Origin of the sequence: Ramlibacter sp. (genome assembly GCF_013697775.1) — a bacterium.
Classification (GTDB): Bacteria; Pseudomonadota; Gammaproteobacteria; order Burkholderiales; family Burkholderiaceae_C; genus Ramlibacter.
This window is the reverse complement of sequence record NZ_JACCWG010000161.1, coordinates 1-20,381: the sequence shown is the minus strand read 5'-3', so window position 1 is coordinate 20,381 and position 20,381 is coordinate 1. Positions and strand designations below refer to the sequence as shown.

The 20,381-nt window shown below is 68.3% G+C and carries 27 protein-coding genes; 25 read left to right on the top strand and 2 right to left on the bottom strand.

Annotated elements, in window-relative coordinates:
• Nucleotides 1-5 precede the first annotated feature (5 nt).
• Genes mlaD through hisA form a run of 14 tightly spaced genes read left to right on the top strand, consistent with a single transcriptional unit; the run spans nucleotide 6 to nucleotide 10,815 of the window.
• Nucleotides 6-494 carry an outer membrane lipid asymmetry maintenance protein MlaD gene (mlaD, locus tag H0U68_RS08025; RefSeq protein WP_296354388.1) on the top strand — a complete coding sequence of 163 codons (489 nt, stop codon included), beginning with the start codon at nucleotides 6-8 and terminating at the stop codon, nucleotides 492-494.
• Nucleotides 491-1,375 (top strand): VacJ family lipoprotein, encoded by an 885-nt coding sequence (locus H0U68_RS08020; RefSeq protein WP_296354386.1) that lies wholly within the window; start codon nucleotides 491-493, stop codon nucleotides 1,373-1,375. The genes mlaD and H0U68_RS08020 overlap by 4 nt, the downstream gene beginning before the upstream one ends.
• A gap of 39 nt (nucleotides 1,376-1,414) precedes the next feature.
• Nucleotides 1,415-2,062 carry an ABC transporter substrate-binding protein gene (locus H0U68_RS08015; RefSeq protein WP_296354384.1) on the top strand — a complete coding sequence of 216 codons (648 nt, stop codon included), beginning with the start codon at nucleotides 1,415-1,417 and terminating at the stop codon, nucleotides 2,060-2,062.
• 21 nt (nucleotides 2,063-2,083) lie between these two features.
• Nucleotides 2,084-2,356: an STAS domain-containing protein gene (locus H0U68_RS08010; RefSeq protein ID WP_296354463.1), complete on the top strand. Its 273-nt coding sequence runs from the start codon at nucleotides 2,084-2,086 to the stop codon at nucleotides 2,354-2,356.
• Nucleotides 2,357-2,413: 57 nt separating this feature from the next.
• On the top strand, nucleotides 2,414-3,355 hold the full coding sequence (locus tag H0U68_RS08005; RefSeq protein ID WP_296354380.1) for an ABC transporter ATP-binding protein: 942 nt from the start codon (nucleotides 2,414-2,416) through the stop codon (nucleotides 3,353-3,355).
• A complete protein-coding gene (locus H0U68_RS08000) occupies nucleotides 3,352-4,107 on the top strand; it encodes an ABC transporter permease (protein WP_296354378.1) in 756 nt (251 codons plus the stop codon). The genes H0U68_RS08005 and H0U68_RS08000 overlap by 4 nt, the downstream gene beginning before the upstream one ends.
• 2 nt (nucleotides 4,108-4,109) lie before the next feature.
• Entirely contained in the window at nucleotides 4,110-4,355 is a 246-nt protein-coding gene (locus tag H0U68_RS07995) for a BolA/IbaG family iron-sulfur metabolism protein (RefSeq protein ID WP_296354376.1), read from the top strand.
• Nucleotides 4,356-4,392: 37 nt separating this feature from the next.
• Complete coding sequence (gene murA, locus H0U68_RS07990) at nucleotides 4,393-5,658, top strand: UDP-N-acetylglucosamine 1-carboxyvinyltransferase (protein ID WP_296354374.1); 1,266 nt, start codon at nucleotides 4,393-4,395, stop codon at nucleotides 5,656-5,658.
• Between the two features lie 11 nt (nucleotides 5,659-5,669).
• Nucleotides 5,670-6,320 carry an ATP phosphoribosyltransferase gene (gene hisG, locus H0U68_RS07985; RefSeq protein WP_296354372.1) on the top strand — a complete coding sequence of 217 codons (651 nt, stop codon included), beginning with the start codon at nucleotides 5,670-5,672 and terminating at the stop codon, nucleotides 6,318-6,320.
• Nucleotides 6,321-6,338: 18 nt separating this feature from the next.
• Nucleotides 6,339-7,658, top strand: coding sequence for a histidinol dehydrogenase (hisD, locus tag H0U68_RS07980; protein WP_296354370.1), 1,320 nt, complete (start codon nucleotides 6,339-6,341; stop codon nucleotides 7,656-7,658).
• Nucleotides 7,659-7,691: 33 nt separating this feature from the next.
• Nucleotides 7,692-8,771 carry a histidinol-phosphate transaminase gene (hisC, locus tag H0U68_RS07975; protein WP_296354368.1) on the top strand — a complete coding sequence of 360 codons (1,080 nt, stop codon included), beginning with the start codon at nucleotides 7,692-7,694 and terminating at the stop codon, nucleotides 8,769-8,771.
• On the top strand, nucleotides 8,768-9,391 hold the full coding sequence (gene hisB, locus H0U68_RS07970; RefSeq protein WP_296354366.1) for an imidazoleglycerol-phosphate dehydratase HisB: 624 nt from the start codon (nucleotides 8,768-8,770) through the stop codon (nucleotides 9,389-9,391). Before hisC ends, hisB begins: the two co-directional genes overlap by 4 nt.
• Nucleotides 9,388-10,038 carry an imidazole glycerol phosphate synthase subunit HisH gene (gene hisH / locus H0U68_RS07965; protein WP_296354364.1) on the top strand — a complete coding sequence of 217 codons (651 nt, stop codon included), beginning with the start codon at nucleotides 9,388-9,390 and terminating at the stop codon, nucleotides 10,036-10,038. Before hisB ends, hisH begins: the two co-directional genes overlap by 4 nt.
• 36 nt (nucleotides 10,039-10,074) lie before the next feature.
• The gene (hisA, locus tag H0U68_RS07960; protein WP_296354362.1) at nucleotides 10,075-10,815 is read left to right on the top strand and encodes a 1-(5-phosphoribosyl)-5-[(5-phosphoribosylamino)methylideneamino]imidazole-4-carboxamide isomerase; all 741 of its coding nucleotides are present in this window, start codon (nucleotides 10,075-10,077) and stop codon (nucleotides 10,813-10,815) included.
• On the opposite strand, the gene H0U68_RS07955 is transcribed toward hisA, so the two are convergent.
• Nucleotides 10,778-11,479 carry a TetR/AcrR family transcriptional regulator gene (locus H0U68_RS07955; RefSeq protein WP_296354360.1) on the bottom strand — a complete coding sequence of 234 codons (702 nt, stop codon included), beginning with the start codon at nucleotides 11,477-11,479 and terminating at the stop codon, nucleotides 10,778-10,780. The two genes, hisA and H0U68_RS07955, sit on opposite strands and share 38 nt — an antisense overlap.
• Nucleotides 11,480-11,525: 46 nt before the next feature.
• On the opposite strand from H0U68_RS07955, the gene H0U68_RS07950 reads away from it, so the two are divergent.
• The 11 genes from H0U68_RS07950 to tatC all read left to right on the top strand — a co-directional run bounded on the left by H0U68_RS07950 (nucleotide 11,526) and on the right by tatC (nucleotide 19,379).
• The gene (locus H0U68_RS07950) at nucleotides 11,526-12,851 is read left to right on the top strand and encodes a hypothetical protein (protein WP_296354359.1); all 1,326 of its coding nucleotides are present in this window, start codon (nucleotides 11,526-11,528) and stop codon (nucleotides 12,849-12,851) included.
• Between the two features lie 7 nt (nucleotides 12,852-12,858).
• Complete coding sequence (locus H0U68_RS07945; protein WP_296354356.1) at nucleotides 12,859-14,355, top strand: AMP-binding protein; 1,497 nt, start codon at nucleotides 12,859-12,861, stop codon at nucleotides 14,353-14,355.
• A gap of 44 nt (nucleotides 14,356-14,399) precedes the next feature.
• A complete protein-coding gene (locus H0U68_RS07940) occupies nucleotides 14,400-15,383 on the top strand; it encodes a tripartite tricarboxylate transporter substrate binding protein (protein ID WP_296354354.1) in 984 nt (327 codons plus the stop codon).
• A 37-nt stretch (nucleotides 15,384-15,420) separates the two neighbouring features.
• Nucleotides 15,421-16,200: an imidazole glycerol phosphate synthase subunit HisF gene (gene hisF, locus H0U68_RS07935; protein WP_296354352.1), complete on the top strand. Its 780-nt coding sequence runs from the start codon at nucleotides 15,421-15,423 to the stop codon at nucleotides 16,198-16,200.
• Between the two features lie 7 nt (nucleotides 16,201-16,207).
• The gene (hisI, locus tag H0U68_RS07930) at nucleotides 16,208-16,597 is read left to right on the top strand and encodes a phosphoribosyl-AMP cyclohydrolase (protein WP_296354350.1); all 390 of its coding nucleotides are present in this window, start codon (nucleotides 16,208-16,210) and stop codon (nucleotides 16,595-16,597) included.
• Between the two features lie 5 nt (nucleotides 16,598-16,602).
• Nucleotides 16,603-16,971 carry a phosphoribosyl-ATP diphosphatase gene (locus tag H0U68_RS07925; protein WP_296354349.1) on the top strand — a complete coding sequence of 123 codons (369 nt, stop codon included), beginning with the start codon at nucleotides 16,603-16,605 and terminating at the stop codon, nucleotides 16,969-16,971.
• Nucleotides 16,968-17,339 (top strand): hypothetical protein, encoded by a 372-nt coding sequence (locus H0U68_RS07920; RefSeq protein ID WP_296354345.1) that lies wholly within the window; start codon nucleotides 16,968-16,970, stop codon nucleotides 17,337-17,339. The genes H0U68_RS07925 and H0U68_RS07920 overlap by 4 nt, the downstream gene beginning before the upstream one ends.
• A 13-nt stretch (nucleotides 17,340-17,352) precedes the next feature.
• Complete coding sequence (locus tag H0U68_RS07915) at nucleotides 17,353-17,715, top strand: histidine triad nucleotide-binding protein (RefSeq protein WP_296354343.1); 363 nt, start codon at nucleotides 17,353-17,355, stop codon at nucleotides 17,713-17,715.
• A gap of 90 nt (nucleotides 17,716-17,805) precedes the next feature.
• Nucleotides 17,806-18,045, top strand: a complete 240-nt coding sequence (tatA, locus tag H0U68_RS07910) for a Sec-independent protein translocase subunit TatA (RefSeq protein WP_296354341.1) — start codon at nucleotides 17,806-17,808, stop codon at nucleotides 18,043-18,045.
• Nucleotides 18,046-18,067: 22 nt separating this feature from the next.
• The gene (gene tatB / locus H0U68_RS07905; protein WP_296354339.1) at nucleotides 18,068-18,520 is read left to right on the top strand and encodes a Sec-independent protein translocase protein TatB; all 453 of its coding nucleotides are present in this window, start codon (nucleotides 18,068-18,070) and stop codon (nucleotides 18,518-18,520) included.
• Nucleotides 18,521-18,581: 61 nt separating this feature from the next.
• Nucleotides 18,582-19,379: a twin-arginine translocase subunit TatC gene (gene tatC / locus H0U68_RS07900; protein WP_296354337.1), complete on the top strand. Its 798-nt coding sequence runs from the start codon at nucleotides 18,582-18,584 to the stop codon at nucleotides 19,377-19,379.
• 13 nt (nucleotides 19,380-19,392) lie between these two features.
• Here the strand turns inward: tatC and H0U68_RS07895 are convergent.
• The coding region (locus tag H0U68_RS07895) for a trypsin-like peptidase domain-containing protein (RefSeq protein WP_296354335.1) at nucleotides 19,393-20,381 on the bottom strand (989 nt) is incomplete at its 5' end.

Sequence of the window (20,381 nt, the reverse complement as noted above, 5' to 3'; positions counted from 1 at the left end):
TAAATATGGAACGTTCGAAAAATGACATCTGGGTCGGCCTGTTCGTGCTGCTGGGCGCGGCCGCCCTCGTGTTCCTGGCGCTTAAGGCGGCCAACCTGCTGAGCCTGAACTTCGAGTCCACCTACGCGGTGGTCGGCAAATTCGACAACATCGGCGGCCTGAAGGCGCGCGCGGCCGTGAAGAGCGCCGGCGTGGTGGTCGGCCGGGTCGACTCCATCGCCTTCGACGACAAGGGCTACCAAGCCCGCGTGACGCTGGCGTTGCAAAGCCGCCACAGGTTTCCGAAGGACAGCTCGCTGAAAATCCTCACCAGCGGCCTGCTGGGCGAGCAGTACATCGGAATCGAAGCCGGGGCCGACGAAAAGGTCTTGGCTGCCGGCGATACCATCGCCTCCACCCAGTCCGCCGTCGTCCTGGAAAACCTGATCGGCCAGTTCCTCTACAACAAGGCCGCCGACGGCGGCAACGCGGCGCAGGCGCCTGCCAAGAAATGATGTACAACCCACTCGCCTTCCCGCTCGTTCCCCACCGCGCCGCGGCGGCCGCATTGCTGGCCGCCCTGGCCCTGGCGGGCTGCGCCACCGGCCCCAACGCCGATCCGCGCGACCCGTTCGAGCCCATGAACCGCCACATCTCGGTCTTCAACGAAGGCGTGGACGCGGTGGTGCTCAAGCCGGTGGCCACGGCCTACCGCGAAGGCGTGCCGCCGCTGATCCGCACCGGCGTGGCCAACTTCTTCGGCAACCTGAGCGACCTCTGGTCGGCCGTCAACAGCGCGCTGCAGCTGAAGCTGCAGAACGCCGCCGAGAACTTCATGCGGGTGAACGTCAACACCCTGTTCGGCCTTGGTGGCCTCATCGACGTGGCCAGCGAGCTGAACATCGAGCGCCACCGCGAGGACTTCGGCCAGACGCTGGGGCGCTGGGGCGTGCCTGCCGGCCCGTACATCGTGCTGCCGTTTCTTGGCCCCTCCACGCTGCGCGACACGCTGGCACTGCCGCTCGACCGCAAGGGCGACCCGCTTTCCTACTTGAACGCCGACCCGGCGCGCGAAGTCCTGTACGGCCTGCGCATCGTGGACCAGCGCTCCAACCTGCTGCGCGCCAGTTCGGTGCTGGACCAGGCCGCGCTGGACAAGTACAGCTTCACGCGCGATGCGCACCTGCAGCGCCGCCGCGCGCAGGTGTTCGAGAACAAGCCCGCGCCGTCCGGCAGTCCGGACAGCGGCCAGTTGCCGGCGTCGGACGGCCAGCAGCCGACGTCGCCGACGGACGGCCAGGTGCCGCGCGAAGACGATCCGGCCGTCCCCGCGGGGGCTGCGCCGTCGGCCGGACAGGGCGCCGTCCCACAGGCTCCTGCCGCACCGTCGCGTTGAATCCCCAAGCTTGCGTGCAAGACAAATGAAGGTGAGCGAATGAACCGACGATTCCTGGGCCGCCTGGCGGCCGCCTCCCTGGCGCTGCTGGCCATGGTGCATGTGCCGGCGCAGGCGGCCGACGAGGCGCCGGACGCCCTGATCAAGCGGCTGTCCGATGAAGTGCTGCAGCAGATCCGCAGCGACAAGGCTTTGCAGGCCGGCAACCTGGAGCGTGTTCTTCAAGTGGTGGACAGCAGGCTCATGCCCAACGTGGACTTCCGCCGCATGACCGCCGCGGCGGTCGGCCCGGCCTGGCGGCAGGCCACGCCGGAGCAGCAAAAGCGCCTGCAGGACGAATTCAAGACGCTTCTGGTGCGCACCTATTCGGGCGCGCTGGCGCAGGTGAGCGACCAGACGGTGAGCGTCAAGCCGCTGCGCGCCGAGCCGGCCGACACCGAGGTGATCGTGCGCACCGAAGTCCGCGGACGCGGCGACCCGATCCAGTTGGACTACCGGCTGGAGAAGACGCCCGGCCAGGGGGCCGGCTGGAAGATCTACAACCTGAACGTGCTGGGCGTGTGGCTGGTCGATACCTACCGCAGCCAGTTCGCCCAGGAGATCAACGCCAAGGGCGTGGACGGGCTGATCGCCTCGCTGGCCGAGCGCAACAAGACCAACGCCGCGGGTCCGGCCAAGAAGGGCTGACGCATGGCGCCAGCGCAGGCCATGCTGGTGCTGCCGGCCGAACTGATGCACGAGCAGGCGACCGCCTGCTGCCGCATGCTGGCCCAGGCGCTGCGCGCGCAGCCCGGCGACCAGGCGGTGGCCGACGCCTCGGCCCTGGAGCGCTTCGATTCGTCCGCGCTGGCCGTGCTGCTGGACTGCCGGCGCGAGGCGCTGGCGCTCGGCAAGCGCCTGCTGGTCAGCCGCATGCCGCGGCGCCTGCACGACCTGGCCATGCTCTACGGCGTGGCCGACCTGCTGCCGTCCGCGCCGTAGGTCTCTGGCGTGCTGCCCGGCGACGCCGGGTGCCGCTGGCTAGAATGGCCGGTTCCCATGACCGCGATCTCGTTCCAATCCGTCTCCAAGATCTACCCAGGCGCACGCGGTCCCTTCAATGCGCTCGACGGCGTCAGCTTCGACATCGCCGAAGGCGAATTCTTCGGGCTGCTCGGCCCGAACGGCGCCGGCAAGACCACCCTCATCAGCATCCTGGCCGGCCTGGCGCGCGCCAGCGGTGGGAGCATCACCGTGCGCGGCTTCGACGTGCAGGCCGATTACGCGCAGGCGCGCCGGCAGCTGGGCGTGGTGCCGCAGGAGCTGGTGTTCGACCCGTTCTTCACGGTGCGCGAGGCGCTGCGCATCCAGTCGGGCTACTTCGGCTTTCGCAAGAACGACGCCTGGATCGACGAGCTGCTGCACAGCCTGGGCCTGGCCGACAAGGGCGACGCCAACATGCGGCAGCTGTCGGGCGGCATGAAGCGCCGCGTGCTGGTGGCCCAGGCGCTGGTGCACCGCCCGCCGGTGATCGTGCTGGACGAGCCCACCGCCGGCGTCGACGTGGAGCTGCGCCAGACCCTGTGGCAGTTCATCGCCAGGCTGAACCGTGAAGGCCACAGCGTGCTGCTGACCACGCACTACCTGGAAGAGGCCGAGGCGCTGTGCGGCCGCATCGCCATGCTGAAGGCGGGCCGCGTGGTGGCGCTGGAGCGCACCAGCGACCTGCTGAAGGCCGCGTCCAGCAACGTGCTGCGCTTCAAGCTCGACGGCGCGCTGCCGGCGGCATTCCAGGGCAAGGCGCGCGTCACCGGCCGCATCGTGCAGTTGCCCGCGCACGACGCGCACGAGATCGAGCAGTACCTGGCCGTGATCCGCCAGGCCGGGCTGCGGGTCGAGGACGTGGAAGTCCGCAAGGCGGACCTGGAGGACGTGTTCCTGGACGTCATGGCCGACCGGGGCGCGTATCAAGAGGCGATGGCTGCCGAGGTGCCCCTGTGACCGGCTGGGAGACCCTGCTGTACAAGGAGGTGCTGCGCTTCTGGAAGGTGGCCTTCCAGACGGTGGCCGCGCCGGTGCTCACGGCGCTGCTGTACCTGCTGATCTTCGGCCACGTGCTGGAAGGGCACGTGAAGGTGTACGACCGCATCGAGTACACGGCCTTTCTGGTTCCCGGCCTGGTGATGATGAGCGTGCTGCAGAACGCCTTCGCCAACAGCTCGTCGTCGCTGATCCAGAGCAAAATCATGGGCAACCTGGTGTTCGTGCTCGTCACGCCGCTGTCGCACTGGAGCTGGTTCGTGGCCTACGTGGGTTCGTCCATGGTCCGCGGGCTGGCGGTCGGCCTCGGCGTCCTCTTCGTCACCGTATGGTTCACCCCGCTGGGCTTCGCCGCGCCGCTTTGGATTCTGGTGTTCGCCGTGCTGGGCGCCGGCATGCTGGGCGCGCTGGGCTTGGTTGCCGGCCTGTGGGCCGAGAAGTTCGACCAGATGGCGGCCTTCCAGAATTTCGTGATCGTGCCCATGACGTTCCTGTCGGGCGTGTTCTATTCCATCCATTCGCTGCCCGCGTTCTGGCAGGGTGTGAGCCACCTCAACCCGTTTTTCTACATGATCGACGGCTTCCGCTACGGCTTCTTCGGCGTGAGCGACGTGTCGCCCTGGCTGAGCCTGGGCGTCGTCGGCACGGCGATGCTGGTGGTGGGCGGGGTGGCCGTGCACCTGCTGCGCATCGGCTACAAGATCAGAGGATGACCATGACCGCCGACCAACTGCGCGACATCATCGCCGCCGGCCTCCAGTGCGACCACATCGAGGTCGAGGGCGACGGCCGCCACTGGCAGGCCGTGATCGTTTCCCCCGAATTCGAGGGCAAGCGCGCGATCCAGCGCCACCAGCGCGTTTACGTCACGCTCGGTGCGAAAATGCACACCGACGAGGTCCATGCCCTGTCGATGAAAACCATGACGCCCGCCGAATGGGCGGCGTCGACCCCCGAATGACCGCCGCCCCGCGGGGCGGCAACCACACTGGATTGCGATGGACAAGCTTCTGATCCGCGGGGGCCGCCAGCTCAATGGCGAACTCCGGATTTCCGGCGCCAAGAATGCGGCGCTGCCCGAACTGTGCGCCGCGCTGCTCACCTCGGATCCCGTGATCCTCGAGAACGTGCCGCGCCTGCACGACGTGGCCACCATGCTCAAGCTCATCCGCAACATGGCGGCCAAGGCCGACGTGCTGGAAAACGGCGACGTGCGGCTCGACGCCGGGCCGCTGAGCTTTCCCGAAGCACCCTACGAGATGGTGAAGACCATGCGCGCCGCCGTGCTGGCGCTGGGCCCGCTGCTGGCGCGCTTCGGCGAGGCCACGGTGTCGCTGCCGGGCGGTTGCGCCATCGGCTCGCGCCCGGTGGACCAGCACATCAAGGGCATGCTGGCCATGGGCGCCGACATCACGGTTGAGCACGGCTACATGATCGCCAAGCTGCCCAAGGGCCGCGAGCGGCTGAAGGGCGCGAGCATCACCACCGACATGGTCACCGTCACCGGAACCGAGAACTTCCTGATGGCCGCCACGCTGGCCGAGGGTGAGACGGTGCTGGAGAACGCGGCGCAGGAGCCGGAAATCATTGACCTGGCCGAGATGCTCATCAAGATGGGCGCGAAGATCGAGGGCCACGGGACCGCCCGCATCCGCATCCAGGGCGTGGAGCGCCTGCACGGCTGCACCCACGCCGTGGTGCCCGACCGCATCGAGGCGGGCACCTTCCTGTGCGCGGTGGCAGCCGCCGGCGGCGACGTGCTGCTGCGCGGCGCGCGCGCCGATCACCTGGACGCCGTCATCGACAAGCTGCGCGATGCCGGCGCGCAGATCGAGAGCGTGCCAGAAGGCATCCGCATCCGGGCCCAGGGCCGCATGCGCGCGCAGAGCTTCCGCACCACCGAGTACCCGGGCTTTCCCACCGACATGCAGGCGCAGTTCATGGCGCTCAACGTGGTGGCCGAAGGCTCGTCCAAGGTGACCGAGACCATCTTCGAGAACCGCTTCATGCACGTCAATGAACTGGTTCGCCTGGGCGCGCGCATCCAGGTGGACGGCAAGTCGGCGGCGATCGACGGCACCCAGGAGCTGTCCGGCGCCACCGTGATGGCGACCGACCTGCGCGCCTCCGCCGGCCTGGTGATCGCCGGCCTGGTGGCCGACGGCGAGACGCTGGTCGACCGCATCTACCACCTGGACCGCGGCTACGAGTGCATGGAAGACAAGCTGCGCTCCATCGGCGCCGACATCGAGCGGATTAAATAAGAGCAGAACGGATGATCACCCTCGCGCTGTCCAAGGGACGCATCTTCGACGAGACCCTGCCGCTGCTGAAAGCGGCCGGCATCGCCGTGCTGGAAGACCCCGAGACCTCGCGCAAGCTGATCCTCTCGACCAACTTGCCGGACGTGCGCGTGGTCATCGTGCGCGCCACCGACGTGCCGACCTACGTGCAGTACGGCGGCGCCGACCTGGGCGTGACCGGGCTGGACACGCTGATCGAGTACGGCGCGGACGGCGGCGGCGGCCTGTACCAGCCGCTGGACCTGAAGATCGCCAAGTGCCGGGTCAGCGTGGCGGTGCGCGCCGACTTCGACTACGCCAGCGCGGTGCGCCAGGGCGCGCGCCTGCGCGTGGCCACCAAGTACGTGAACATCGCGCGCGAATTCTTCGCCGCCAAGGGCGTGCACGTGGACCTGATCAAGCTGTACGGCAGCATGGAACTGGCACCTCTCACCGGCCTGGCCGACGCCATCGTGGACCTGGTGTCCACCGGCGGCACGCTCAAGGCCAACCACCTGCTGGAAGTCGAGCGCATCATGGACATCAGCTCGCGGCTGGTGGTGAACCAGGCCGCGCTCAAGCTCAAACAGGAGCCGATCCGCCGCTTGATCGACGCGTTCGCCGCCGCGACCGCGCAGCGTTGAATCCTTGACGTTGAGGCCATGACCTTTTCCGCCCGCCCGCTTCGCCTGTCCACCGCCGACGCCGGCTTCGATGCCGCCTTGCAGCAGCGCCTGCACTGGTCGGACGAGACCGACGGCGAAGTGGAGCAGGCGGTGGCATCCATCCTGGCCAACGTGCGCAAGCGCGGCGACGCGGCGGTGCTGGAGTACACGCAGCGCTTCGACCGGCTGGCCGCGGCGTCGCTGCCGGAACTGGAGCTGCGGGCCGACGAATTGAAGGCGGCGTTCGACGCGCTGCCCGGCGCGCAGCGCGAGGCGCTGCAGATTGCCGCGGTGCGCGTGCGCAGCTACCACGAGGCGCAGAAGAAGGCCTGCGGCGAAAGCTGGAGCTACCGCGATGCCGACGGCACGCTGCTGGGCCAGAAGGTCACGCCGCTGGACCGCGTGGGCATCTACGTGCCGGGCGGCAAGGCGGCGTATCCGTCCTCGGTGCTGATGAACGCCATTCCGGCGCACGTGGCCGGCGTGCCCGAGATCATCATGGTGGTGCCCACGCCGGGCGGCGAGAAGAGCCCGCTGGTGCTGGCCGCCGCCTACGTGGCGGGCGTGACGCGCATCTTCACCATCGGCGGCGCGCAGGCGGTGGCGGCGCTCGCCTACGGAACCCAGACCGTGCCGCGCGTGGACAAGGTCACCGGCCCGGGCAACGCCTACGTGGCGAGCGCGAAACGCCGCGTGTTCGGCCAGGTCGGCATCGACATGATCGCCGGGCCCAGCGAGATCCTGGTGCTGGCCGACGGCAGCACGCCGGCCGACTGGGTGGCGATGGACCTGTTCTCGCAGGCCGAGCACGACGAGCTGGCGCAAAGCATCCTGTTGTGCCCCGACGCTGTCTACATCGACGAGGTGCAGGCCGCCATCGACCGGCTGCTGCCGGAGATGCCGCGCGCGGAGATCATCGCCAAATCGCTCAACGGCCGTGGCGCGCTGATCCTCACGCGCTCGCTGGACGAGGCCTGCGCCATCAGCAACCGCATCGCGCCCGAGCACCTGGAAATCGCCAGCACCGAGCCGCAGCGCTGGGAGCCGCAGCTGCGCCATGCCGGCGCCATCTTCCTGGGCAGCTTCACCAGCGAATCGCTGGGCGACTACTGCGCCGGCCCCAACCACGTGCTGCCCACCAGCGGCACGGCGCGTTTTTCCAGCCCGCTGGGCGTGTACGACTTCCAGAAGCGCAGCAGCCTGATCGAGGTGAGCGAGGCCGGCGCGCAGACGCTGGGCGCGGTCGCCTCCATCCTCGCGCACGGCGAGGGGCTGCAGGCCCACGCGCGCGCCGCCGAAATGCGCCTGAAGCGCTGACATTCCCGACGACCCACCACCGGCATCCACCGCATGAGCAATCGCCTCGACACCCTGATCGCCACCCGCATCCGCCAGGACGTGAAGTCGATGCACGCCTATACCGTGCAGGATGCGCGCGGCATGATCAAGCTGGACGCGATGGAGAACCCGCACCGGCTGCCGCCCGAACTGCGGCGTGCTCTCGGCGAGCGGCTGGCCGAAGTGGCGCTGAACCGCTACCCCGGCGAGCGCGTGCAGGCGCTGCGCGAGGCGCTGGCCAGGCACGCCCGCATGCCGGCCGGCTTCAGCCTGATGCTGGGCAACGGGTCGGATGAATTGATCTCGCTGCTGGCCATGGCCTGCGACCTGCCGGGTGCCTCCATCCTGGCGCCGCTGCCGGGCTTCGTCATGTACGGCATGAGCGCGCAGCTGCAGGGCCTGAAGTTCATCGGCGTGGACCTGACGCCGGAGTTCGAACTGGACGAGCGCGCCATGCTGGAAGCCATCGAGCAGCACCAGCCGTCCATCGTCTACCTGGCCTATCCGAACAACCCCACGGCCAACCTGTGGGACGACGCCGTGATCGAGAAGGTCGTCGCCGCCGCACCCGGCTTCGTGGTGATCGACGAGGCCTACCAGCCGTTCTCCAGCCGCAGCTACATCGACCGCGTGGCGCGCCACGAGCACGTGCTGCTGATGCGCACCATGAGCAAGTTCGGCCTGGCCGGCGTGCGCATCGGCTACATGATGGGCCCGCAGGCGCTGGTGGCCGAAATCGACAAGGTGCGCCCGCCCTACAACATCAGCGTGCTGAATGCCGAGGCGGCGCTGTTCGCGCTGGAGCACGAGGCCGTGTTCGCCGCCCAGGCGCGCGACCTGCGCCACGAGCGCGAAGGCATCCAGCGCACGCTGGCGGCGCTGCCGGGCGTGAAAGCCTGGCAGAGCGACGCCAACATGGTGCTGGTGCGGCTGCCCGACGCCGACCGCGCGTTCGAGGCCCTGAAGGCCGGCGGCGTGCTGGTCAAGAACGTTTCTAAAATGCACCCGCTGCTGGCCAACTGCCTGCGCCTGACCGTCGGCACCGCCGACGAGAATGCCCAGATGCTGGCGGCCCTGCAAGCCTCGCTATGACCACCGACATCGCCACCTCCACTGCCGCCGGCCCCAGGATCGCCCAGGTCACCCGCAACACCGCGGAGACCAGGATCACCGCGCGCGTCAACCTGGACGGCACCGGCCAGGCGAAGCTCGCCACCGGCATCGGATTTTTCGACCACATGCTCGACCAGATCGCCCGCCACGGGCTGATCGACCTGGACATCGCGGCCGACGGCGACCTGCACATCGACGGCCACCACACGGTGGAAGACGTGGGCATCACGTTCGGCCAGGCGGTCCTGCAGGCGGTGGGCGACAAGAAGGGCATCCGCCGCTACGGCTATGCCTACGTGCCGCTGGACGAGGCGCTGTCGCGCGTGGTGATCGACTTCTCCGGCCGTCCCGGGCTGGTGATGAACGTGCCGTTCAAGGGCGGCATGATCGGCACCTTCGACACCCAGCTGGCGCACGAATTCTTCCAAGGCTTTTGCAACCACGCCTTCGTCACGCTGCACATCGACAATCTGCGCGGCGAGAACGCGCACCACCAGTGCGAGACCGTGTTCAAGGCGTTCGCCCGGGCGCTGCGCTTCGCGCTGGAGATCGACCCGCGCGCGGTCGGCACCATTCCGTCCACGAAAGGCTCGCTTTGAGCCGCAGGACCGTCGCCGTCGTGGACTACGGCATGGGCAACCTGTTCTCGGTGTCCCAGGCGGTGCGGCATGTGGCCCAGGCCACCGGCTTCGAGGTGGTGGTGACGGCGCGCCCCGAGGAAGTACGCGCGGCCGAACGCGTGGTGCTGCCGGGGCAGGGCGCCATGCCGGACTGCATGCGCGAATTGCGCGAGTCCGGCCTGCAGGAATCGGTGCTGGAAGCGGCCGCCGCCAAGCCGCTGTTCGGCGTGTGCGTGGGCATGCAGATGGTGCTGGACCGCAGCCACGAAGGACCCACGGATGGGCTGGGGCTGATCCCCGGCGAGGTGCTGCGCTTCGACCTGGAATCGCAGCTTCAGCCCGACGGCAGCCGCTACAAGGTGCCCCAGATGGGCTGGAACCAGGTCTGGCAGGCACAACCGCATTCCTTGTGGGACGGTGTCGCGGACGGTAGCTACTTCTACTTCGTGCATAGTTACTATGCCCGCCCGTCGGATGCACGCCACAGCGTAGGGGAAGCCGATTACGGCCCCCGCTTTACCGCCGCGGTTGCCCGCGATAATATTTTCGCGACCCAGTTCCACCCTGAAAAAAGCGCCGACCAGGGACTCGCCCTTTATCGCAACTTCCTTCACTGGATGCCCTGACCCTCGCCCTGCGGGTTCCTGCCCCGCCCGACCTTTATGCTTCTGATACCAGCGATCGACCTGAAAGACGGCCATTGCGTGCGCCTCAAACAGGGCGACATGGACCAAGCCACCATCTTCAGCGAGGACCCCGCGGCCATGGCGCGCAACTGGCTGGCCAGGGGCGCGCGCCGCCTGCATCTGGTGGACCTGAACGGCGCGTTCGCCGGCAAGCCGCAGAACATGACGGCGATCAAGAGCATCCTGCGGGCGGTGGGCGACGACATCCCGGTGCAATTGGGCGGCGGCATCCGCGACCTGGACACCATCGAGAAATACATCGACGCCGGGCTGCGCTACGTGATCATCGGCACCGCCGCGGTGAAGAACCCGGGCTTCCTGAAGGACGCCTGCACCGCGTTCGGCGGCCACGTGATCGTGGGGCTGGACGCCAAGGACGGCAAGGTCGCCACCGACGGCTGGAGCAAGCTCACCGGCCACGAGGTGGTGGACATCGCGCGCAAGTTCGAGGACTACGGCGTGGACTCCATCGTCTACACCGATATCGGCCGCGACGGCATGCTGACCGGCATCAACATCGAGGCCACGGTGAAGCTGGCGCAGTCGCTCAGCATCCCGGTCATCGCCTCGGGCGGGCTGTCCAACATGGCCGACATCGAGAAGCTGTGCGCGGTGGAAGCCGAAGGCATCGAGGGCGTGATCTGCGGGCGCGCCATCTATTCCGGCGACCTGGACTTCGTCAAGGCGCAGGAGCGCGCCGACCAGCTGGCGAGCTGACGCCCGCCGGCGTCGCGATGCCGGTGAGCGCGTAGCTGACCACCTGCTCGGCGACCGCCTCGATGGACAGGGCGCCGCCGGGTCGGTACCAGCGCGCGATCCAGTTCACCGCCCCCAGCAGCGTGAGTGAAGCCAGCTTGGGATCGCAGGGGCGGATCGAGCCGTCGTCCACCCCCCGCTGAATGAGCTCGCGCAGGCCGCGGTCGAAAGCGTCGCGGCATCCCAGGACCTGGGTCACCTGCTCGTCGCTGAATTCGCGCGAGTCCAGGAACATCACCGACTGGAAGTTTCCGTCCATCACGTGCAGTGCATAGCGTTGCAGGCACACGGAAAGACCCTGCAGGCCGTTCGCGCCGCCGTCGTCGCGCAAAGCCTCTTCCACCACGCGCTGGGCACCCTGGTGGGCCACCAGCGAGCAGGCGAACAAGAGGCTCTGCTTGTCTTTGAAATAGTAGTAGAGCGCCGCCTTGGTGAGCGCCAGGCTTTGCGCCACGTCGGTCAGCGAGGTGCGCATGTAGCCATTGCGGTTGAACAGCTCCGCCGCCGCGGCGAGGATGGCTTCGCGCTTTTGTTCCTGGACCGCATCGGGCGCCGCATTGCCCGGTCCCCAGCGGAAGTTGGCCGGGGTATCCGAGCGATCTTCTGGGGTATGGAGTTTTCTCATGGGAGAATTAATCTTACCCTTGGGTAAATTCAGGGCGGTGAGACCAATGATAGACAGGGAAGGCCGGATACCCGGCTACTACGACAGCCCGTGGCCCGCCGAGTGCGGCGGACCGCGCCGGCAGAAGGCGCCCCGTTCGGCGGGCATCGGCTTGCGCCAGGGCGAGCGGCTGGCCCAGGTGACGCGCCACAACGGCGAGTGGAACGTCATGATGGTGCTGCGCGCTCCTGGCGAGCTATACCTGCTTTACAACAACCACCTGGACAGCGCCGAGCGCTATGCCGCGGTGGAACGGCTCGATCCGCTGACGCTGGAGACCATTTCCGCGTCGCCCAGGCTGCCGGCGGGCGGGCACACCTGGTGCGGCGGGATCGTGGTGCACGAGAACGGCTACCTGTACGCGAACAACGGCAACCGGTGCTTCAAGCTGGACAGGGACTGCCAGGTCGTCGCCCAGGCGGTGCTGCCGCAGGACGCGGCATACAACAGCCTGCTGGTGATGCACGACGGCATGCTGGTCATGAAGAACATCGAGCGCGACGCTTCGCGCGCCTCGAAGTTCGTCGTGCTGGAGGCCGAGCGGCTGGAGCAGGTCGGCCCGGAGATCGCGATTCCCGAGGTGTCCATGGGCCGCATCGCGATGGGCACGGACGCCGGCGGCCAGCGGGTGTACGTGCCGGGCAGCCACCATTTCTACAGGTACCGCTACGAGAGCGGCACGCTGGCGCTGGACGAGGGCTGGCAGCCGCTCTACCGCACGCTGCCGGACGACGCGCAATCCTTTTCCTGGGATTCGTGCATCACCCCGGGCGCGTGCTGGTGCCAGGACAACGGCGACAACGAAGCCAATGTGGCGATCTTCTCCACGCCGCAGGTCGGTGCCGTGCGCCCGCGCCGGGGCGCCGCGTTCCACGGCCTCGCGTCCAGCCCGCAGAAGCTGATCCGCATCGACACGGCGAACACTGCGGACGGGGCCCGGATGGAGGTGCTGGACATGTTCGGCCTGCCGCGCGGCAGCATCTTCAGCCCGCCGGGGTTCGACCCGGTGCGCCAGGTCGCGATCGGCTTCGACACGGGCAACGGCTGGATCGGCGGCTGGCGCCACACGGCCGGCGGCTTCGAGAAGCTATGGGCCAAGCCCTGCCGCATTTCCATGCAGATGATCCTCTTTCCGGACACCGGCGAAGTGATGGTCAACGACTTCCAGCGCGGTCGCGACGAACTGGTGCTGCTCGACGTGGAGACCGGGGCCGAGATAGGCCGCGTCGCCACGCAGAGCACCACCGCCAATGGGATGTTCCTCTCCGCCGGCTGGCACCGGGACGTCATGTACTGCTCGATCGGCTCGATTGCCCGCATTTTCGTGGAGTGACCTCGGTATGAATTTCCTGGACATGGTGAAGCAGCACCCGGGGGGGGTGGATGCACCCGCCATCACCTTCGGCGACGGACCCGCGATCTCCTACGGGGAACTGCTCCAGCGCGCCGACGACGTCGCCCAATGGCTGCGCGCCGCCGGCGTGCAGCCGGGCGACAGGATCGCGCTGGTGGCCAAGAACGGACCCTGGTTCTTCGAGCTGCTGCTGGCCTGCTGCGCCATCGGCGCCGCGCTGGTGCCGATCAACACGCGGCTCTCGCCGTCGGAGATCGGCGGCATCCTGGACGACTGCGCGCCGAGCCGCATCGTGGCGGACTCCGCCGGCATGGCTGGCGTGCCGGGCCGCTTCGGCTCGCTCGACGCGGCCGAGAGCCTGGGGCGCGCGCCGGAGGCGCAGGGCGCGGCGGCCGCATCGCCGCAGCGCGCGGAAGCAACCGCCGTGCTGCTGCAGATGTACACCTCCGGCACCACGGGCAAGCCCAAGGGCGTGATGCTGACGCACGCCAACATCGCGTCCATCGCGCAGACCGGCGCGCGCGCGCTCGGGGCGTTCAACCCGGAAGACCGGGCGCTGGTGTGCCTTCCGCTGTTCCACATCGCCGGCGTCGACTGGGCGCTGTTCTCGCTCATCTCGGGCGCGCACATCTTCCTGCACGGCGAGGTGCAGGCCGCGGCGATCGTCGACGCCATGGTGCAGCACCGGATCACCAAGACGCTGCTGGTCCCGGCCGTGATCCGCATGGTGACCGAGGAAATGGAGCGCAGGTGCGTGCACGTGGAGTCGCTCGGCGCCCTGTGCTTCGGCGCCTCCGCCATGCCCGAGGAGTTGATCGCGCGCGCGCGCGCCGCGTTTCCCCGCGCCCGCATGTACCACGTGTACGGCATGACCGAGAGCACGGGCATGTTCACCGCGCTCGACCCCGCGGAAATCGAGGCCGGGCGGCGCCTGCTGTCGTGCGGCAAGGCATTCGACACGGGCGAGATCCGTGTCGTGGACGAGCGCGGCAAGGCGGTGGCCGCGGGCGCCGTCGGCCACATCGTCTACCGGGGGCCGCAATGCATGCTTGGCTACTGGGGCAACACGCAGGCGACGGCATCCACGGTGCTGGACGGCTGGCTGCAGACCGGCGACCTGGGCTCGCTGGACGAGGAAGGATTCCTGTACGTGCGCGACCGGATCAAGGACGTCATCGACACCGGCGGGGAGAAGGTGTCTCCCGCGGAAGTCGAGAACGTGCTGGCCGCGCATCCCGCCATCGCCGACGTCGCGGTCATCGGCTGCCCGGATCCCCGCTGGGGCGAGGCCGTGACGGCCGTGGTCGTGCGCCGCCAGGGCGAGCACCTGCTGCTGGAGCAGCTGCGCGCGTTCGCGCGCGACCGGCTGGCCGGCTTCAAGCTGCCGCAACGGCTGGTGTTCATGGCGCAGCTGCCGCGCAATGCCTCGGGGAAGGTGTTGAAGCACGTGCTGCGCGACCAGCTGGGCAGCGGCCTGGAATGACGGACAACGCATAGCAACAACGAACGACAACAGGGAGGACCCACGTGAACGAGAGCAACAAGACGTCCCGCCGCACGGCCATGCTGGCCGTGCCCGCGCTGCTGGCCGGGCTGGGCACGGTCAGAGCCCAGCCCGCGTGGCCGACGCGCCCGATCCGCTGGGTCGTGGGCTATCCGCCTGGCGGCATCACCGACGTGATGGCGCGCCTCATGGCGCAAAAGGTCGGTGCCGACATAGGCCAGCAGATCACCATCGAGAACCGGCCCGGCGCGAGCAGCAACATCGCGGCGCTGGAAGTGGCGCGTGCCGGCGGCGAGGGGCAGGCCTTCCTGTTCGCGCCCACCGGTGTGGAGACGGCCAATCCGTGGCTCTACAAATCGCAGCTGGTGCCGTCGCGCGACCTGCAGCCCGTCTGCGCCGTTGCGTCCAGCCAGCTGTACCTCGTTGCCCGCCCCGACCTGCCCGGCAGCGACGCGCGAGCCTTGGTCGCCCAGGCGCGTTCGACGCCCGGCCGCATGACGTATGCGTCGGCCGGCAATGCCACGCCTCCGCATCTTGCGGGCGAGCTGTTCAAGCAGCAGGCGCAGATCTTCGTGACGCACATTCCCTACCGCGGCGCCGCGCCCGCGCTGCAGGACGTGGCCTCCGGGCAGGTGGATTTCGTCTTCGACCCGGGAAGTGCCTTGCCCTTCATCCGGGCCGGCAAGGTCAAGCTGCTGGGGGTGGCCAGCGCACGCCGCTCGCCTTTCTTCCCCGAGACGCCCACGCTGGCCGAACAGGGCGTGAAGGCCTCCGAGCTGGACATCTGGTATGGCCTGTGGGCTCCGCCGGCGACGCCGGCCGACGTGGTCGGCACGCTGGGCAACGCGGTGCGCAAGGCGCTCGTGGACGCCGACGTGCGCCAGCGCTTCGCGACCTTCGCGGCCGAACCGCAATGGCTGGACCAGCGCGGCTTCAAGACGCTGCTGAACCGCGAATCCGAGATGCTGGCGTCCCTGATCAAGGCACGCGGCATCGCGGCCGAGTAGCCGCGGCCTGCCCGGCGATGAAACCTAGAATGGCGGCATGCTCGCAAAACGCATCATTCCCTGCCTGGACGTCACCGGCGGGCGCGTCGTCAAAGGCGTCAACTTCCTCGAACTGCGCGACGCCGGCGACCCGGTGGAGATCGCCGCGCGCTACAACGAGCAGGGCGCCGACGAACTCACCTTCCTGGACATCACCGCCACCAGCGACGACCGCGACCTGATCCTGCACATCATCGAGGGCGTCGCCTCGCAGGTGTTCATTCCGCTCACGGTGGGCGGCGGCGTGCGCACGGTGGAAGACGTGCGGCGCCTGCTGAACGCGGGTGCGGACAAGACCAGCTTCAATTCCGCCGCCATCGCCAATCCCGACGTGATCACCGCGGCGTCGGCCAAGTACGGCGCGCAGTGCATCGTGGTGGCGATCGACGCCAAGCGGCGCAGCGCCGGCGAGGCCGCCACCCGCGGGCCGGGCTGGGACGTGTACAGCCACGGCGGGCGCCGCAACACCGGCCTGGACGCGGTGCAGTGGGCCGCCGAGATGGCGCGGCGCGGCGCCGGCGAGATCCTGCTGACCAGCATGGACCGCGACGGCACCAAGGCCGGCTTCGACCTGGAACTCACCCGCGCCGTCAGCGACGCGGTGCCGGTGCCGGTGATCGCCTCGGGCGGCGTCGGCAACCTGGACCACTTGGCCGACGGCATCCAGCAGGGCGGTGCCGACGCGGTGCTGGCTGCCAGCATCTTCCACTACGGCGAATACACCGTGGGCCAGGCCAAGGCGCGCATGGCCGAGCGCGGCATTCCGGTTCGGCTCTAATAGCGCCATGGATTGGCTGGACGAAATCAAGTGGGACGCCCAGGGGCTGGTCCCCGTCATTGCGCAGGAAGCGTCGTCCGGCGACGTGCTGATGTTCGCCTGGATGGACCGCGAAGCCCTGCGCGAGACCGCGGCGCTCGGGCGCGCCGTGTACTTCAGCCGCTCGCGCGCGAGGCTGTGGTTCAAGGGCGAGGAATCGGGCCACGTGCAGCAGGTGCACGAAATCCGCATGGACTGCGACAACGACGTGCTGCTGCTCAAAGTCACCCAGCACGGGCACGATCCGTCCATCGCCTGCCACACCGGCCGCCACAGCTGCTTCTTCCATCTTTACAAGGACGGCGCCTGGCATGCGGTCGAGCCGGTCTTGAAAGATCCCTCGGCCATCTACACCTGAGCACCATGCGCTCCAACGATTCGCTCGCCCGGCTGGCCGCCATCATCGAAAGCCGCAAGCCCGCCAATGGCGGCGACCCCGAGGCCAGCTACGTGGCGCGGCTGCTGCACAAGGGCCCGGACGCCTTCCTCAAGAAGATCGGCGAGGAAGCCACCGAGGTGGTCATGGCTGCCAAGGACGCGGACCATGGCGGCGCGCCGCACAAGCTGGTCGGCGAGGTGGCCGACCTGTGGTTCCACTCGATGATCGCGCTGGCCCACTACGGCCTGTCGCCGGCCGACGTGATCGCCGAACTGGAGCGCCGCGAAGGCATGAGTGGTCTGGAAGAAAAAGCCCTGCGCAAGGCGCTCGGGCGCGAAGGAGCAGGCGAATGAACCGACGCATGGGCGGACAGCAGGACATCACCACCATCGACGCGAAGACCTCGGGCGACCGCACCATGATGAACGTGCTGTACGCCATGCACGCCGTGGCGCCGTTCACGCTGTGGTCGGCGTCGGTGGTGGCGCTGATCATCAACTACGTCAAGCGCGGCGACGAACACGACGCGCTGTACACGGCGCACCACGACTACATGATCTCCACCTTCTGGTGGACGATGCTGTGGCTGCTGGTGTCCAGCCCGCTGTGGCTGCTGTTCTTCGTGCCGGGCGCGACCGCCTGGTTCGTGATCGGCGCCTGGTACGTGTACCGTTTCGTGCGCGGCTGGCTGCGCTTCGACAGCCTGCGCATGCCCTCTTGAAAGAGCCACCGGTATGAGCCATTCCGACCCGAACTGCATCTTCTGCAAGATCGCCGAGGGCAAGATCCCCTCGCGCAAGGTCTACGAAGACGAGGAGATGTTCGCCTTCCACGACATCAACCCGTGGGCGCCGGTGCACTTCCTGATGATTCCCAAGGAGCACATCGTGTCGATTGCCCACGTCGAGGAGCGCCACGCGGCGATGCTCGGGCGCATGATGGCGCGGGTGCCCCAGCTGGCCCAGCAGGAGGGCTGCGTGCCGTACCCGGACGGCGGCTTCCGGCTGGTGTCCAACGTCGGCGAACACGGCGGCCAGGAGGTGCACCACCTGCACTTCCACGTGATCGGCGGCCCCCGCCCGTGGAAGAAAGGCTGAGCTTGAGCTCGGCACTTTGCCGCAAGTGAACTTCCGGCGCGGGTCTAGAATCCACCTCATTGCATTACTGTCGCGTCCGTAGGAGACACCATGGGTTCGTTTTCCATTTGGCACTGGCTGATCGTGCTGTTGATCGTCGTGCTGGTGTTCGGCACCAAGAAGCTCAAGAACATGGGCGGAGACCTCGGCGGCGCCGTCAAGGGGTTCAAGGACGGCATGCGCGACGGCTCCGCGCCCGACACGCCGGTGCCGCCCGCCGGCCAGGTGACGGCGGCGCAGCAGCCCGTCGACAAGGGCACCATCGACGTCGAAGCCAAAAACCGTTCCTGAGCCGAGCGGTTTCCCAGCGCCCATGATCGACCTCGGCCTCTCGAAGATGATGCTCATCGGCGCCGTGGCGCTGATCGTCATCGGGCCGGAGAAACTGCCGCGCGTGGCGCGCACTGTCGGCACGCTGCTGGGCAAGGCCCAGCGCTACGTGAACGACGTGAAGGCGGAGGTCAACCGCTCGATGGAGCTGGACGAGCTGCGCAAGATGAAGGAATCGGTGGAGACCGCCGCGCGCGACGTCGAAACCTCCATCCACTCCACCGCCGCCGATTTCGAGAAGCACTGGGAGGATGCGACCTCCACCGCGCTGGACCAGCGGCCGCCTGGTTTCCCCGAGTACCGGCACCCGAAGAAGAAATGGCGCCTGAAGCAGGGCGCCGTGCCGCACTGGTTCAAGGCGCGCAGCGGTGTGCGCACCCGCGCGCTGTCGGGCGCGGCGCGCGTGGCGAAGTACCGGCCGCAAAAATTCAACTGAGCGGCCGCGCCGGCGATCCTGTTCCTTCTTTCCGCGCGGATGCGCCGGCCAACGATTCCCCATGTCCTCTTCCCCGCCCGATCCCAAAGACGAACTCGAAGGCACCGAGCAGCCCTTCGTCGAACACCTGTTCGAGCTGCGCGACCGGCTGATCAAGGCCGCCCTCGCGGTGGGGGTGATGGCGGCGCTGCTGGCGCTGTACCCCGGGCCGTCGGCGCTGTACGACCTGCTGGCCGCGCCGCTGGTGGCCTACCTGCCCAAGGGCGCGACCCTGATCGCCACCTCGGTCATCTCGCCGTTCATCGTGCCGCTGAAGATCATGTTCATGGCGGCCTTCCTGCTGGCGCTGCCGGTCGTGCTCTACCAGGTGTGGGCCTTCGTCGCGCCCGGCCTGTATTCGCACGAAAAGAAGCTGGTGATGCCGCTGGTGATCTCCAGCAGCATCCTGTTCTTCATCGGCGTCGGGTTCTGCTACTTCTTCGTGTTCGGCCAGGTGTTCAAGTTCATCCAGGGCTTCGCGCCCAAGAGCATCACGGCGGCGCCTGACATCGAGGAGTACCTGAGCTTCGTGCTGGGCATGTTCCTGGCCTTTGGCTTGGCCTTCGAGGTGCCGGTGGCGGTCATCCTGCTGGTGCGCATGGGCGTGGTGCAGGTGGCGCAGCTGCGCGCCTGGCGCGGGTACTTCTGGGTCCTCGCGGCCGTGGCCACGGCGCTGGTCACGCCGCCGGATGCCGGTTCCATGCTGATCCTGCTGGCGGTGGTGGGGGGCCTGTACGAGGTCGGCATCGTGTGCGCGCACCTGTTCGTGCGCACCACCAAAGCGCCGGAAGACGACCCCGCCGAGGCGGCGAAGCCGTAAGCGCCATTCGCCATTAGCGCTGCTGGGGCGGCTGGCGCTGGTCCTGCGGCTGCTGCTTGGGCTTGGGCCGCTTGCCGGGCGTGACAGTGAGCTCGCTCGTGTCGTCGCGCCGCTGGATGCGGAATTTCGCCGGCGCGCCCGGCTTCAAGCCCGCCACGCTGCTGAGCAGTTCCGACACGGTGCTGACGTCCTTGCCCGCCACCTCCACGATCACGTCGCCGGGCCGGATGCCGGCCTGCGCAGCCGGCGCGTTCTGCAGCACGCCGGTGATCAGCACGCCCTTCTTGGCCTTCACGCCGAAGGTTTCCATCAGCTCGGGCGAGAGCTCGGCCGGCTCCACCCCGATCCAGCCGCGCGTGACCACGCCTTCCTTGACGATGCCTTCCAGCACCAGCTTGGCGGTGGACACCGGAATGGCGAAGCCGATGCCCATGCTGCCGCCCGAGCGCGAATAGATCGCGGTGTTGATGCCCATCAGGTTGCCGTTCACGTCGACCAGGGCGCCGCCCGAGTTGCCGGGGTTGATGGCCGCATCGGTCTGGATGAAGTTCTCGAAGGTGTTGATGCCCAGCTGGTTGCGCCCCAGCGCGCTCACGATGCCGCTGGTCACCGTCTGTCCGACGCCGAAGGGGTTGCCGATCGCCAGCACCTGGTCGCCCACCTGCAGGCTGTCGGAGTTGCCCAGCGTGATGACCGGCAGCCGGTCCAGGGCGACCTTCAGGATGGCGAGGTCGGTGTCGGGGTCGGTGCCGATCACCTTGGCCCGCGCGTGCCGGCTGTCGTTGAGCACCACGTCGATCTCGTCGGCGCCTTCCACCACGTGGTTGTTGGTCAGGATGAAGCCGTCGGTGCTGATGATCACGCCGCTGCCCAGGCCCATCTGCGGCTCTGCGCCCTGTTCGCCGAAGAAGAAGCGGAACCACGGGTCGTTGGACGGATGGCGCTCGGGCGCCTTGCTGGTGTTGATGCTGACCACCGCCGCCGAGGCGCGCTGCGCCGCCT